Source organism: Bacillota bacterium (assembly GCA_012839765.1).
Taxonomy (GTDB): domain Bacteria; phylum Bacillota; class Limnochordia; order DUMW01; family DUMW01; genus DUMW01.
Map to the genome: position 1 here is coordinate 1 of DUMW01000080.1, position 13,402 is coordinate 13,402.

12 protein-coding genes are annotated in these 13,402 nt (G+C 55.2%); 2 read left to right on the forward strand and 10 right to left on the reverse strand.

What is annotated here, in order from left to right:
• The first annotated feature begins 462 nt into the window (after positions 1–462).
• Complete coding sequence (locus GXX57_07900; protein ID HHV44572.1) at positions 463–891, forward strand: OsmC family protein; 429 nt, start codon at positions 463–465, stop codon at positions 889–891.
• Positions 892–1,031: 140 nt separating this feature from the next.
• Here the strand turns inward: GXX57_07900 and GXX57_07905 are convergent, their stop codons facing one another.
• Both GXX57_07905 and GXX57_07910 read right to left on the reverse strand, forming a co-directional pair.
• Entirely contained in the window at positions 1,032–3,071 is a 2,040-nt protein-coding gene (locus GXX57_07905; GenBank protein ID HHV44573.1) for a hypothetical protein, read from the reverse strand.
• A 159-nt stretch (positions 3,072–3,230) separates the two neighbouring features.
• Complete coding sequence (locus GXX57_07910) at positions 3,231–3,371, reverse strand: hypothetical protein (protein HHV44574.1); 141 nt, start codon at positions 3,369–3,371, stop codon at positions 3,231–3,233.
• Positions 3,372–3,602: 231 nt separating this feature from the next.
• On the opposite strand from GXX57_07910, the gene GXX57_07915 reads away from it, so the two are divergent.
• Positions 3,603–3,764, forward strand: a complete 162-nt coding sequence (locus GXX57_07915) for a hypothetical protein (GenBank protein HHV44575.1) — start codon at positions 3,603–3,605, stop codon at positions 3,762–3,764.
• Between the two features lie 634 nt (positions 3,765–4,398).
• Here GXX57_07915 and GXX57_07920 read toward each other — a convergent pair.
• The 8 genes from GXX57_07920 to aroH form a co-directional block, all read right to left on the reverse strand.
• Entirely contained in the window at positions 4,399–6,498 is a 2,100-nt protein-coding gene (locus tag GXX57_07920; protein ID HHV44576.1) for a bifunctional 4-hydroxy-3-methylbut-2-enyl diphosphate reductase/30S ribosomal protein S1, read from the reverse strand.
• 68 nt (positions 6,499–6,566) lie between these two features.
• Positions 6,567–7,169 (reverse strand): 1-acyl-sn-glycerol-3-phosphate acyltransferase, encoded by a 603-nt coding sequence (locus tag GXX57_07925; protein ID HHV44577.1) that lies wholly within the window; start codon positions 7,167–7,169, stop codon positions 6,567–6,569.
• Positions 7,154–7,831, reverse strand: coding sequence for a (d)CMP kinase (locus GXX57_07930; GenBank protein ID HHV44578.1), 678 nt, complete (start codon positions 7,829–7,831; stop codon positions 7,154–7,156). The genes GXX57_07925 and GXX57_07930 overlap by 16 nt, the downstream gene beginning before the upstream one ends.
• A gap of 89 nt (positions 7,832–7,920) precedes the next feature.
• Positions 7,921–9,225 (reverse strand): 3-phosphoshikimate 1-carboxyvinyltransferase, encoded by a 1,305-nt coding sequence (gene aroA / locus GXX57_07935; GenBank protein HHV44579.1) that lies wholly within the window; start codon positions 9,223–9,225, stop codon positions 7,921–7,923.
• Between the two features lie 38 nt (positions 9,226–9,263).
• A complete protein-coding gene (locus GXX57_07940) occupies positions 9,264–10,355 on the reverse strand; it encodes a prephenate dehydrogenase (GenBank protein HHV44580.1) in 1,092 nt (363 codons plus the stop codon).
• A gap of 11 nt (positions 10,356–10,366) precedes the next feature.
• Positions 10,367–11,380, reverse strand: a complete 1,014-nt coding sequence (aroF, locus tag GXX57_07945; GenBank protein ID HHV44581.1) for a 3-deoxy-7-phosphoheptulonate synthase — start codon at positions 11,378–11,380, stop codon at positions 10,367–10,369.
• A gap of 41 nt (positions 11,381–11,421) precedes the next feature.
• Complete coding sequence (locus GXX57_07950; GenBank protein ID HHV44582.1) at positions 11,422–12,510, reverse strand: histidinol-phosphate transaminase; 1,089 nt, start codon at positions 12,508–12,510, stop codon at positions 11,422–11,424.
• A 50-nt stretch (positions 12,511–12,560) separates the two neighbouring features.
• Complete coding sequence (aroH, locus tag GXX57_07955) at positions 12,561–12,920, reverse strand: chorismate mutase (GenBank protein HHV44583.1); 360 nt, start codon at positions 12,918–12,920, stop codon at positions 12,561–12,563.
• Between the last annotated feature and the right edge of the window lie 482 nt (positions 12,921–13,402).

The following is a 13,402-nucleotide window of genomic DNA, read 5'->3' on the forward strand; positions in this document are numbered from 1 at the left end:
GTGGTTTACCGTTCGCATCGCGATAGGCCTTCTCGATTGTGAGGTATACTCTACCGTTCTTTCTTCGGGACTGTTTGAGGTTCATCGTATTCCTCCCCTAAGGCATAGATACCTCTTATTATACCACGGTTTACCGTACTTTACTATACATAAAAATGATAAAAATGCAAAAAAAATAAGCCCCTCAAAACTCGACGCGATGCGGGGTTCCTTGTGGTTCCTTCTTCAGACTAAGTGTAAAACAAACGGGCTGCGGGCCGCTTCTTTTCCCAAGGGACGTAGGCATACTACGGTCCACCTTGAACCGATAAAGGGCACTTGCTGGAAATCACCGAAAGGGATATAATCATTGGGGGACAACCAAACTTTCCCTGAAGGGTTTCCCCCGAAAACAAGCCGTGTGGAACCCTAGTCCAAGGCATACTAATGTTGCATTACAACAACCCTAAGGAGAGTGACGACATGGCCACTTACCGGGTAAAAGCCAGTAGTGCCAACCCAACGAAGACGGTGGTTACTGCACGCAGCTTTCAGATCATTGTAGATGAACCGAAGAGCATTGGAGGAACCGACGAGGGAGCTACACCGGTGGAATACGTCCTGGGCGCATTGGCTGGTTGCCTCAGTGTAGTGGGGCATCTGGTAGCCAAGGAGATGAATATGCCCTTGGAGGGAATTGACTTTGAACTGGAGGGGGATTTGAACCCGGCGCGTTTTTCAGGCAAGGCCACCGATGAACGGGCCGGCTTCCAGGAAATCCGGGTGAAGATCTCACCGAAGACCACCGCCGACGAAGCCACCGTGGCCAAATGGTTAGAAACGGTGGAAGACCGTTGTCCAGTAAGCGATAATCTGGCAAACCCCACACCGGTGAAGATCACCCTAACCTAAGGGTGTCACACGAAAAGGGACAAGCTCTATCCAGAGTACAGCCCGCCCAAGGGAGAGCCTGAGCTCTCCCTTGGGCGGTTCTTTCTGATAACACTTTCGGCAAACTCGCTGCCTTCCCGGCTCCAAAGTCTGGACAGACCTTAGGTCCCCAGTGGTTCCATTTCCAGCTGAATCGTCACAATCTCCCTAGGTTCCAGGAAGAAGCTGACACCACTGCCCTGCGGGGACAACGGGGCTTGTTTTTCCTCGGCCAAGTTCAACCGCCAAGCCCCTTTGATGCGCGCCGTGGGCAGGACCAGCTGACCTTCGGTACGGAAATCCCGCAGGTTAAAGCAGCGGATCACCAAAGAATTGCTTTCGTTGCCATTTTCCGGCGGTTTGATAGCACTCAGCACCACCCCTTCTCCCCGAAGCTCCAACAGGCTCTGCCAAGCATCCAAACAGGGCAATTCGGCGTCGCCATCCTCCCGTAGGAACCTGGTCTTCTCCGGAAAGTCGTTCCGCCAGGGACGGCCCGTCTCCCACTGAAAGCGGTCCAGGGGGTAAGAGTAGGCGTAAATGCCCGCTAGCCACTGGTTTGCCTCCCTGTACAAAGCCGTCTTCTCCTCCTCCCCGTCCCCGCCAAAGGGAGAAAGGGCCAGGCGGAAAGTGTGCACCCCTTGGCATTGGGCTCCTGGTACCCGCTCCTCCTCAAGAAGGTAGGGATACTGGCCCATCGGCTCCCCCGACAGCCACTCCACCGCCCGCAGCAAAGTGATGGCCAGGCCCACCCGGCCGTCGATGCGGGTGAACCCATATTCATGCAGTCCCTCGTGGAAGACCCCAAGACCTGCGGTCTGCCCTTCCTTCACCAAGGCCAGCCAATGCCAGCTAGGATGAACCTTGGTGGGATCCACCCCTTCTACGGTGGGTACCGGACGGGTCACCACATCATATTGGACCCCGGCCAATACCTGATCGCAGACCACCTTCCCCCGGACAGAAGAAAACATCGTGGGGAAAACCAGACGCAAACGGTGATCCCTAATCCGGTGCTGGCAGGTAATCTCCACATCCACCCGGCGGGAGTTTTTGGCCAAGGTCAAAGCGATCTCGAAGGGCACAGGCACCTTCACCGTAGACCGCTCTTGGTACCCTGCCACCAACCCTTCGGGCAAGTCCCAGGTAAAGGAGATGACACATCTTTGCACATCTGGGGTGCGTAATACCTGTTTCACTTCCCCCCGCACATTGTAGCTGGTGTACAGCTCATCCCGGATAGGCGGCCGATAGAGGTACGTATTCCCCGCATCTCCCCCATCCTCCAGGAGCAAACAGCCGGCAAAAAGATTCTGGGTTCGTTTATCCAAAAGATCGATGGTGCCATTCTCCCGCACCGTAACCTGCACAAGATCATTTTCCAAAGTAGCACCGCCCCAAGGGTTAGACCACTGGATCACTGCCCTTTGTCCCACCCGCACCCGGTAAAAGGCAAGACCATAGGGGGGCAAGTCTTCGGCGAAAAAGCCGATCTGGAATTCCGTTCCCTGGATCACACCGGGCAGGTTTACCGGACTTAAAGAGCGCCAACACCCGGGCTTCCGCCGAAGAATGGTATAGGGGACGGGTCTTCCCTCTAGGCTCTCCAGGGCAAAGGTCTCGCCGCAATCCCTGGGGATAAAGACTTTCGCTTCGACCCAGCTGCTGGTTTTCTCCTGGGAGGGGTTGAAAAGTAAAAGGAGTTGATCCTCCTGGGCCAATCCCGCGATCTGGGCCCTGCGGACTAGCTGGTGAAACTCCCGGGCCAGACCGTCCTCCAGGATCTCCCGCACTTCCCGCCAGCGGCTCATCATGTCTTCGTGAACCACATCCACACTGCACCCGCAGATACTATCGTGGGGGTGGTTTTCCAGAAGCCGTCGCCATAGATAGTCCAAAAGCTCCCGATCCGGTCCGCCAATCCCCGTAACCACCCGCAAAGTCTGGAGGGGTTCTAGCACCGCTTCCAGGACGGTGGACAGACGGACGTTCTCCTGTTTGAGGTACACCCGGCTAGATAGGGTGTGGGACACAGCGAAGTAGGCCCTTCCTTCCCGCAATTCGCCCACCAGTTCCGGCACAGAAAGCTGGGCCGCCCTGCGCCCGTCCCAACCCAAGCTACTTCCTGCCTGCTGTACATAGTCCTCCAGCCGGCTGTGCATTAGCTCCAAACCTGCCAATTCTGCCGCACAATGTTTCTTCAAATTTTCCAGAACCCTGGTTAAATTCTCCTGGGCCTCCAGGTGGTCCACTCCGTTCATGAGGAGGTAATGGCCTGAACAGACAAAGGGCTCCAACTCTTCCACCACTTTGCGGGGCCCTTAGGGTTTCGGGGACACAGCGCAAATGACATCCTTGAGCCCTTCATGGGTATCGCTGATAGCTAGCTGCACATCTTTGAGCCCGCGAACAAGAGATCGTAAGAATTCCCATAAAACGTTTCGGCCTCCAAGACAACGGATTGACTATCCACTCCAAGGTGGCCTAAGCAAGTCAACATCGCCCGAAGCTTTCAACCCGGATCTCCCAAGGATCGCTCAAATCAGTGCGCTTTTCACAAGACCAAACTGCTTTTGTCCCGGCGGGTTCATCGTGAGAGAGTTTTAGCAGGCTCAGCAGCAAATCTGTTAACACAAACTGGCATAGTATGTAAGGTAGTAAGTAGAAGAAGCGCCAGATATCTTCGGGTGCCCATGGACGAACCGGTGATCCGCATCCTCAACAAGGAGCTACCGGATCTGATCATCCTGTCGGAATACCAGGCCGCAGACCTGCTGGAATTCATGGAGGACCACTCCATCGACCTTACCCCCCTTCCTGTAAGAACTAGGGATCAAACCAGATCAATTGGATGAAAGCAACCTTCATTGTCCATCCTACTGGAACGGCCGCCATTGCTTCCTCACCACCGAGGGTTTCCTGAAACGCGCAACAACAGCACCCTTTGGTGAAACGACTTCGTATCAACCCGACCCAACCGCAACCCGCACCGCACCAACCCCGAAAGATTTCGCCCCTCTTGACATTAGCAACCGGGAGGAAACCTACCATCACAGAACAGGGCGGTGGCCTTTTTCACCGATTACGTACTGGGTACGGCACCGTCCTCGCACCATGCCTTGCACCGGAATTAGAGGTATTCTTCAGTGTACCCGTGGGTGCGAGGGATGGATTCACAGTGACTACACATGGAACCATAACCACAAGCCGGGAGGAATTTGATAAGCTGTACGTCCAGTCTAGGCAAAGCTGGAATAAAACGGGGACTAAACTCGAGGTCGAAGCCAATTTTCAGTCCATCTTCCCTGCCAAAGACGAAGCCATCGTTCATGGTTGGCTTCGGCATTCTAACGGAGTTGGTTCCCCCCAAGCTTACCATGGAAGCTGCCATACCCCCGGCGGAAATCCAGGAATAGGTTTGGCAAAACAAGCCGGAAAGGATCGAAGGGCAATATGCCAAAGCACATTGCCCTTCGAAAGACTTCGCGCCTACTCGCTCTTCTTTTCGAAGAGACTGCTCAGGTCTCCCACCACATCGCCTATGGTGACGTTGCCATTATCCGTTGGCTCGGGGACCGGCTCTTCCTGTTTCGGTTGGGACTGGGAGGAGCCTTCCTGGGCATCCCGCAGGCTTAGCCCAATCCGGTGGGCATCCTCATCGATGTTGAGGATCTTTACCCGTACTTTCTCACCGGTGGTCACCACATCCTCAGGCCGGGTTACATGGTAATCCGCCAGCTGGGAAATGTGCACCAGACCCTCTACACCCTCCTCTAGCTGCACGAAAGCACCGAAGTCGACGATCCGGGTAATCTCTCCTTCTACGATCTGATCCACTCTATACCGCGCGGAGATATTGTGCCAAGGATCGGGCTTGGTCTGCTTCAGACCCAAGGAGATCCGTTCCCGGTCAGGTTCCAGTTTCAGGATCATGACATCGATGGTGTCACCCACCGCCACCACATCCTTGGGATGCCGGACACGACCCCAGGACATCTCGGATACATGGAGCAGACCTTCCACACCGTGACCAATGTCTACGAAGGCACCAAAGTCAGTGAGTCGCCGGACCTCACCCTTGACGATATCGCCTTCCTTGAGTTCCTCGAAGACCCGCTTCTTAGCCTTCTCGTACTCCTCCTCCAGCACCTGCTTCCGGGATAGCACCACGTTGTTCTTGGCCCGGTCCAGTTCGATTACCTTCAGGCTAAAGGTAGCATGCTCCTTGACGTACTTGTCCAAGTCATCCACGTAGCCCATATCCACATGGGAAGCAGGGATGAAGCCCCGGACACCCACATCCACCAGCAAACCGCCTTTTACCCGTTCCTTTACCACTGCCTCAATGGTGGTACCATTCTCATAGGCTTCCTGGAGCTTCTTCCAGGCCTTTTCCCGATCGGCCCGCCGCTTAGACAACAACACGGTGTCATCTTCCACCTTGGCGACGTAAACCTCGATCTCTTCTCCCACATGGAGCTCCTCGCTGCCCGCTTCCTTGATGGGAATGGTTCCCTCGAACTTATAGCCGATATCCACCATGATCTCATCGGCACCGATTTGCTCCACCCGGCCCGTGACGATCTGGCCCGGTTGCAGATTCACGAAACTGCTTTCGTAATCTGCCAACTGCTGCTCCACGGTGGCCTTGGCCGTCTCTTCTACGGCCGCCTGAGTTGCCCCTTCCGCAGCGTCAGAAGCTTCGGCCTGTACCTCTTCAGCCTTAACCTCTTCCACCTGTTCTTCCTGCAATGTGTCCAGTTCCTTGTTTAGTTCAGTCATTCTGTCTAGTACCCCCTCAATTATCCACGAAGGCGTAGACGCCCCAGCGGTAATACCCACCTTCTTGGCCCCCTGAAACCAACTTGGTTCGATCTCATGGGCCTCCTCGATGTGGTACACCCTGGCGTTCACATCTCCGCAGATTTCCACCAATCGCCGTGTATTTGCACTATTTCGACCGCCCACCACTAGCATCACATCCACTTGTTGGGCGAGATGTAGTGCCGCGGCCTGCCGTTCACTTGTGGCAGTACAGATTGTATTGTAAACCCGCACTTCCTGGGACCGTTCCAGCAATTTGCTCACACAATCCTGCAGGTTCTGCAGGGTTTGGGTCGTCTGAGCTAAGACACCCACCCGCTTGTAGGTGTGCCCATCAACCAAATCTTCAGGCTCCTTGATTGCCTCCGCTTGGTTGTCGGTGGCGCCATTGATTGCTACCACCTCCGGGTGTTCCGGATCCCCGACGATCACCACCGGATACCCCTCATCCTTGAGGCGCCTAGCCAGTTCAATGGCCCGGGCCACAAAGGGGCAAGTGGCATCGATGACGGTGAGGCCTTTGTCCTTGGCCTCCTTTATCACGCTGGGAGGAACTCCGTGACAGCGAATCACCAAGGTACCCTCCGACACTTCCTCTAGATCTGATGCAGTAGACACGCCGAGTTTATCCAATAAGGCAATGGCTTGGGGATTGTGAACAAGTGGTCCCAGGACATGGATCGGTCCAGCGGCTTGGCTGGCGGCCTCGCGGGTTAAATCAAAGGCCCTTTTCACCCCAAAGCAAAACCCAGCCTTCTCTGCAATCAAGATCTCCATCTGTAACAACGTCCCTCCTTTACCTTTACTCTTTTTCCTTGGCTCCTCAAACAACTTCAGCGCGCTTCCAACAACTCTCCAATGCTCTCCATCACTCGCGCAGTCAGACTCGCCACCCGTTCTTTGTTGAGCCGTTTTTCTTGTTCAACAGGTATTGGTGTACCAATCTTAAGGACAATTCGACTAAACCGGAAAAAATGGCGTTTACTGAGTATTCTCTCCGTACCGCTGACCGCCACTGGCAAAATGGTAGCGCCAGTCTTCAGCGCGAGGGCAGCGGTACCGCTTTGACCCGGTAGGAGTTCTCCATCCTCGGCCCGCGTCCCTTCGGGGAAAATACCCAAAACCCGTCCGTCCTGCAGAATCCCCAAGGCTTTGGCGATGGCCCGTCGGTCGTTTCCCCCCCGCTGCACGGGAAAGGCACCTAGTTTCACAATCAGCGTACGCAACACCGGAACGTCGAACAGCTCCGCCTTCGCCATAAAGTACAGTCTCCGGGGGATACCAACACCAATCACCAAGGGGTCAAGATAACTGACGTGGTTACCCGCCACAATCAAAGGGCCTTCCGGAGGTACGTTTTCCTGCCCTTCAATTTTGAGCCAGAAGAACACCTTTAGAATTGTCCATACAATGACCTTGGCTACTCTGTAGAACAAGACTCAAGTCTCCTCTTGCACAAATCTATAACTCTACCGACCACTTCGGATATATTAAGATCGGTGGAATCTAAAATCACCGCATCGGGCGCCGGTTTCAATGGACCCACAGCCCGGGAGCTATCCTGCTCATCCCGTTTTATGATCTCAGCCTCAACGTCATCCCAGTTGACTTCCAGGCCTTTGGCCCGCATTTCCTCAAAACGTCGGCGGGTCCGTTCCTCGAGACTGGCGGTGAGGAACACTTTCACATCGGCATCGGGAAGCACCACCGTCCCGATATCGCGCCCGTCCATTACCACACCCTTATCCTTAGCCATCTCCCGCTGCCAACGTACCATCTGCTCCCGCACTTCCGGCAGCGTGGAAATATCTGAGGCTAAGGCACCGATTGTTGTGCTGCGGATTTTTTCAGATACATCTATGCCATCCAGGTAGACTTGGTCGCCTTTCAGATCGATGGAGGTCGTTTGAAGAAGAGCGCAGATCTCTGGAGGGATTGATGAATCGGTGCGCGCTTCGGCCACCTTTAAAGCGAAAGCCCGATACATCGCACCGGTGTTAACATATTGATACCCCAACTGCTCTGCTACCAATCTGGCCACAGTGCTCTTACCAGCACCGGCAGGACCATCAATTGCAATAGACAACTTATCAACCATTCCCTGCAACCTTTACCTCAATTCGCGATATCAACAAGTCTTCATGTACATATATTCTCGGAAAAACCAAATATTCCTCTTAATGCCAGCTAAAAACTTTCAACGCATTGTTCAAGACACAGCTCGTTCAGCAGATCCACAAACCCTGGAAAGGAGATTCCAATGCACTTGGGAGCCTCAATCCAGGTTTCTTCCCGGCCCAATAGCCCCGCTACCACCAGCATCATGGCGATCCGATGGTCATGGCAACTGCTGCACTGGCCCCCCTGCAACATCTGGCCGCCCTGCACCCGGAACCCATCGGGAAAGGTCTCCATCTTCAATCCCAGTTTGCCCAACTCCATAGCCGTTGTATGAATTCGATCCGATTCTTTCACCCGCAGTTCCGCGGCATCGGTCACCAGGGTCTCTCCTTGGGCCTGACTGCCCAACAGGGCCACCAGGGGCAACTCATCGATGATCCAAGGAATGAGATCGCCTCCGATCTCACATCCCTGTAGGGAGCTAGATCTAGCGGTAATGTCCCCCACCGGTTCACCGCACACCTCCCGGATATTAGCGATTTCCACCTGGGCCCCCATCCGGCGGAGCACTTCCAAGAATCCAGTTCTGGTGGGATTGAGATTGACGTTTTCAATAGTGACAACACTGTCGGGTAACAGTACCGCGGCCGCCAGCAAGAATGCCGCCGATGAGAAATCCCCAGTAATAGTGATAGGTCGGGCCTCCAGTTCCCTGGGTCCCGTAACCCCCACGGTCGTACCTTCCCGCTCCACAGGACACCCCAAGTAGGTTAACATCCGCTCGGTGTGATCCCGGGACAAGGCTGGCTCCGTAACGGTAGTGGTCCCTGGAATCCCCAAACCGGCTAACAACACAGCGGACTTCACTTGGGCACTGGCCACCGGACTCTGGATATGCCCCGGCTGCAAAGGCCCACCCTTGACCGCTATGGGTGCATACATTCCCCCTTGCCGGCCATCGATCTGGGCCCCCAACTGCCTGAGGGGCTTTACCACCCGATCCATGGGCCTCCGGCGCAGGGAAGCATCCCCAGTGAACACAAAAAAGTGGGGTCGGGTACTGACCAGGCCCAAAAGCAGCCTGATGGTGGTGCCGGAATTTCCCGCATCAAGGACCTCTTCTGGCTCCCGCAATTGATCCTGCCCCACGCTCTGTACAATATACTCACCGGGACCTATTCGTGTGATATCACTGCCCAGGGACTTCAAAATCTCCAGGGTTCCTAGGCAATCCGCGCTCTCCAGAAGTCCTTGGATGTGGGTAGTCCCCCGGGCAATGGCACCTAACATGAGGGCCCGGTGGGAGATGGACTTGTCCCCCGGTACCCGACACTGTCCTTGCAATCCCTTGGCTGGCTTCACCTTCAGCATAGACCAACTCCGGGTACCACCCGGTTCCCCCTTCCCACTCAGGTCCGCCGCGTTACCAGATGTCCGCGACTTCTTAGGGCCTTGAGGGCCTGATCCAGTTGCTGCTCATCACTGAATCCCAACCGCAACACACCGGCCTCGCCCTCCCTGGCCCGCATGATCTCAATATCCGCGATATTAATCTTCTCTTCGGTCAAAATCCCTGCAATGGCCCCAATGGCTCCCGGTTCATCGGCCACCTGCACGGTCAGCTCATAATAATTGGTGAGCCGCCGGCTGTGCCTGGGCAGCTCATCCCGCAGGACCTTGGCAGCACGGAGCCTTTCGTATAGTACTTCGCCGTCCTCGGCCAAAGCCCTTTGCAGATCCGTTAGAACTTCTTTCAACTGCTCAATGGCCCGATGAATATGCCCCTTATTCGTCTCCAGGATCTGAAGCCAAAGCCCCGGATCCCCTGAGGCCACCCGGGTGGTGTCCCGAAAGCCACCCGCGGCCAAGGCTAACAGTTCGGGATAGGTCCCACTGAGTTTGCCTGCGGTCAGGGTCAAGGCCACCGCGCATAAGTGCGGCAGGTGACTGACCACACTCACGATCAGATCATGATCCTGGGGACTGAGGATAACCGGAAAGGCACCAGTATCCTCCACCAGAGCCTGCAACCGTGTCAGGTTTTCTTTGGGGCAGTCCGTAAAGGGAGTGAGGATATACGCGGCGTTTTCGAACAGATGGGGACTGGCGGCAGTGATGCCACTACGTTCTTTGCCGGCCATTGGATGTCCTCCGATGAAGGTAACCCCCGGGGGCAGGACCCGGCGGGCCGTCTCCACAATCTGTTCCTTGGTGCTGCCCAGATCACTGATGACACTCCCGGGGGGACAATACTGGGCAGCCACCGTTAGATACTCCATAATCCCCCGAATGGGGGTGGCCAAAAAGACCACCTCACCAAAGGAGAAAGCCTCCGCCGCCGTAGAGGCGATCTGATCGACGGCGCCCAAGCTCAAAGCCTCTTGACAGACTTCGGGGGATGTATCGTACCCGATGACGTAAACATCCTCGGTACGACACCTGAGGGCTAACCCCAGGGACCCCCCCATCAGTCCCAATCCAACAATGACAACCTTCCGCATAGGTCCACTTCCTACAGACGACGTTCCATCACTTGGGCCACTTTCCTTACTTCCCCAATCAACGCGGCAAACTCGTCGGGACGCAGGGACTGGGGACCATCGGACAGAGCCTTTTCCGGGCAAGGGTGCACTTCCACCATAAGCCCGTCGGCTCCCGCGGCCACTGCTGCCCGGGCCATGGCGGTGACTAGACGCCTTTTCCCGGTGCCATGGGAGGGATCCACGATGATGGGCAAATGGCTGAGTTCCCGAATCAAGGGCACGGCACTAAGATCCAGGGTATTGCGGGTGGCCGTCTCGTAGGTGCGGATCCCCCGCTCACAGAGGACCACATCAAAATTACCCGCGGAGATGATGTATTCCGCCGCCATAAGCCACTCCTCGATGGTCGCGGACATTCCCCGCTTAAGCAACACCGGCTTTCTGGTAAGTCCCACTTCCCGCAGGAGGGTGAAGTTCTGCATGTTGCGGGCCCCGATCTGCAGCATGTCCACATACTGGCTAACCAACTCCACGTCCCGGGGGTTAACCACTTCGGACACTACGGGCAACCCCGTCTTCTCCCGGGCCAGGGCTAAGAGTCTAAGCCCCTCCTCTTCAAGACCCTGGAAGGAATAGGGGGAAGTCCTGGGTTTGAAAGCGCCACCCCGTAAAATGGTGGCACCCGCGGCCTTCACCTGCTCCGCGGCTTCCAAAAGCTGTTCCTCGCTTTCCACGGCGCAGGGCCCCGCCATGATCACCAGTTGCTCCCCACCGATGACCACGTCCCCCACCTTCACCTGGGATCTTTCAGGTCGGAATTCTCTGCTGGCCAGCTTGAAGGGCTGCAAAATGGGAAGGACCCGCTCCACCCCAGGCATGGCCTCCAGAAACTCCACGTTAATCTTGGTCTTGTCCCCGATGGCACCGATGATGGTCCTTTCCACCCCTTGGGACAGGTGCGCCTCGAAGCCTAATTCCTTGAGCCGCTCAATCACATGATTCAGTTCCGAAGTACCCGCCTTCGGCTCCATCACAATAATCATGGCCGACACCTCGTTTGGTCTTGATCAACAAAAATAACAATTTAGAACAGTGTCCGCAGGGCCTCCACAAAGCGTTGGTTCTGCTCGGGGATACCGATGGTCACCCGGATAAAAGTGGGCTGACCGAAGGGATCTCCCTGACGGACGATCACTCCCTGCCGGAGTAATGCCTGATATACATCGGCACTGGGCCTACCCAAATCCACGTAGATGAAGTTTGTTTGGGTGGGCACATAGGCAAGACCCAGTTTTTCAAACTCCGCATACAGGTATTCTTTCCCCTGGCGGTTGACTTCCACACTCTTTTGTACGTGGGCCTGATCCGCCAAGGCGGCAATCGCGGCCACCTGGGCCATGCTATTGACGTTGAAGGGTTCCTTTACCCGATTGATGTCCGCGGCCAGTTTGGGGTTAGCCACCGCATAACCCACCCGCAGGCCCGCCAGAGCGTAGACCTTGGAAAAAGTGCGGGTCACCACCACGTTAGGTCGCTCCAACACCCAAGGCACCGTCTGGGGATAACTGGGATCATCAACATACTCGTAGTAGGCTTCGTCGATGACCACCAAGACATCCTCGGGAATCCTGTCCACAAAGGCCCGCAGACTTGCCTCATCGACAATGGTGCCGGTGGGGTTGTTGGGGTTGCACACAAAGACGATCTTGGTAGTCTCATCCATCGCCTGGGCCATGGCTTCCAGGTCATGGGTGAAATCTACTAAGGGCACCGCCACTTCCCGGGCCCCCATCAGGCGCAATACGTAAGCATACTCACTAAAGGAAGGATCTGCGTAAATTCCTGAATCCTCGCTATCCACGAAGGCTTCGGCGATGAGCTTCAAAATCTCATCGGAGCCGTTACCCACCACCAAGGACTCTACGGGTACGTTCAGATGGGCAGCTAGCTTCTCCTTCAGGGCCAAGGCAGCCCCGTCGGGGTAGAGGGCCATGTTTGCCGCCGCATCCACCATGGCCTGAACCGCCAGAGGCGAAGGTCCCAGGGGGTTTTCGTTAGAAGCCAGCTTAATAACGTCGGAGATACCCAGTTCCCGTTGGACCTCCTCGATGGGCTTTCCCGGTACATAGGGGGTGATTCTGTCGATACACTTACGAGTTTGGGGATACTTCATCTTCCTCGGCCAGTAGGCCTTCTCTCCTTCTTGTTATACTTTACCATCTACTATACCAGATCCGGACGCAGAGATCTTGCCCCTTTTAGATAGACATGCACGATTTCGTCTTGTTTCTTTTCTGTATTCACATGCATCAGCAGGCGAATACACCTTGGCAAGCTGCCCGGCACCGCGATCTCGTAAGAACAGATCATGGGTACTAAGTCTAGACCCAAGGCCCTGGCCGCGGTGGCAGGGAAGGCTGCATCAAGATCCTGGGTAACGGTAAAGATAATACTACAAATGTCCTCGGTGGCAAGCTGATTAGCCACGATCACCTGTCGCACCAGTTCTTGGGTTGCGACGAAAATAGAATCCTTATCATTGTTTTCTGCCGTTATTGCTCCTCTAATCCCCCGTACAGACATGTAATCCGTCCTCTTCTCCTCACATTTTCATGATTTCCGGGATTTCCAATATGTTAGCACAATCACCAGGGATTGTAAAGGGCCAATTAGTCAAGGCTCCCCTGGGGAAAGCAAGATAATTTGCCTTCCCCAGGGGAGCCCAAGTAGGGTTCGAAGCTTTCTAGTAGAGCAACGGGGTTGACTTCGGACGTAGCCTACTCTGTCCTACACACCCATGGGACTACCGCGTAACCCTTTCAAAGACTACATCGGCAGCCCGGATAAAACCTTTCCCATCGGGCAAACACCTCAGCTCCACATAACCCCCGTCACCAGTAAAAGTATACACACCCAGGTCAAGTAAGTGGGCTTCCCCTTGGCACGAGCCGCTCGGATTGATGTCTTGGGCTGATTTTTTGCACCTTTCGTTTACGGGAACATGTCAATGAGTTTTTTGCATTTTTTCTGAAAACCAATGTTCATGGTAACATATCGACATAATA

Bases quoted from the DNA above. Each gene is read 5' to 3' on its own strand.
- GXX57_07900 (HHV44572.1), top strand. From the start codon at position 463: ATGGCCACTTACCGGGTAAAAGCCAGTAGTGCCAACCCAACGAAGACG.
- GXX57_07905 (HHV44573.1), bottom strand. From the start codon at position 3,071: ATGCACAGCCGGCTGGAGGACTATGTACAGCAGGCAGGAAGTAGCTTG.
- GXX57_07915 (HHV44575.1), top strand. From the start codon at position 3,603: ATGGACGAACCGGTGATCCGCATCCTCAACAAGGAGCTACCGGATCTG.
- GXX57_07930 (HHV44578.1), bottom strand. From the start codon at position 7,831: ATGGTTGATAAGTTGTCTATTGCAATTGATGGTCCTGCCGGTGCTGGT.
- aroA (HHV44579.1), bottom strand. From the start codon at position 9,225: ATGCTGAAGGTGAAGCCAGCCAAGGGATTGCAAGGACAGTGTCGGGTA.
- GXX57_07940 (HHV44580.1), bottom strand. From the start codon at position 10,355: ATGCGGAAGGTTGTCATTGTTGGATTGGGACTGATGGGGGGGTCCCTG.
- aroF (HHV44581.1), bottom strand. From the start codon at position 11,380: ATGATTATTGTGATGGAGCCGAAGGCGGGTACTTCGGAACTGAATCAT.
- GXX57_07950 (HHV44582.1), bottom strand. From the start codon at position 12,510: ATGAAGTATCCCCAAACTCGTAAGTGTATCGACAGAATCACCCCCTAT.
- aroH (HHV44583.1), bottom strand. From the start codon at position 12,920: ATGTCTGTACGGGGGATTAGAGGAGCAATAACGGCAGAAAACAATGAT.